Origin of the sequence: Pseudorhizobium flavum (genome assembly GCF_044142885.1) — a bacterium.
Classification (GTDB): Bacteria; Pseudomonadota; Alphaproteobacteria; order Rhizobiales; family Rhizobiaceae; genus Neorhizobium; species Neorhizobium flavum.
Genome location: NZ_JBIOKZ010000032.1, coordinates 1 through 956 on the forward strand (window position 1 = coordinate 1; position 956 = coordinate 956).

Consider the following 956-nt stretch of genomic DNA (forward strand, 5'->3'; position numbering starts at 1 on the left):
TGGTGATGCCGGACCTTGTTGCAGAGGCATCATAGGTGTCGGTTCCAAGACCACCGTCAAAGCTGTCATTGCCATCCGAGGCGGCGTTCCACGCCCCGCGGGCAAACACCAGGAAGGTGTCGTTGCCCTGGTCGCCTTCGATCGCGTCATCACCGTCGCCGCCAACAAGAACGTCATCGCCGCTGCGGCCAATCAGCCTGTCGTGGCCGTCGGCGCCATGCAGGATATCGCTGCCGCTACCGCCGTTCAGCCGATCATTTCCCCGGCCGCCGCGAATGATCTCGAAGTTGCTGATCGTGTCGCGGCCGATCTCGTCACCCTCGACATATCGTTCATCAAAATCGGCCACGACCGCTTCGACGAGAGCGGTGAGATCGAGTGTGTCAATCCCGTCTCCCCCGTCATAGACATCGTCGCCATCATCCCCATCATCGCTGTCATCCGGTGTGGAGGCAAAGACCACGACCACGTCGTCGCCTTCCTCGGCGCAGATGACGTCGTCGCCGCCACCGCCTGCCAGAAGGTCGGCTCCAGCGCCAGCATGGATGGTGTTGTCGTCCTCGTTACCGGTGATGGTGTCGTCATGGGCGCTGCCCACGACATTCTCCACCCCCTCCACCTTATCGGTACCAATCGTCTCGCCGGTCGCGGTGCCGGCATCGAGGTCTATATCGACGCCGGCATCAACATTGCTCGCATCGAGCGTGTCCATGCCGTCGCCGCCGGAATAGACATCGTCACCGTCAGTGACTGCGATGCTGCCCTGGCGCATCTCCTCGCCCGCAAGCCCCATCCGCAAGACGTCGTCGCCCGCGTCCCCGAGAACCATATCATTGCCGCCGCCGCCGGAAAGATCGTCGCCGCCAGCGCCGCCCTCCAGAAGGTCATTGCCGGCTTCGCCAAGAAGCACATCATCACCATCCTCACCGAACAGCCGATCATGGCCCTCACCGCCC

1 protein-coding gene and 1 pseudogene are annotated in these 956 nt (G+C 62.9%); both read right to left on the reverse strand.

All coding sequences use genetic code 11. The features are described from left to right. The coding region (locus ACEPP2_RS21165; RefSeq protein WP_395517879.1) for a calcium-binding protein at positions 1-598 on the reverse strand (598 nt) is incomplete at its 3' end. Between the two features lie 246 nt (positions 599-844). Continuing rightward, positions 845-910 (reverse strand): annotated as a pseudogene (locus ACEPP2_RS21170) (hypothetical protein); the annotation flags it as partial. Positions 911-956 lie beyond the last annotated feature (46 nt).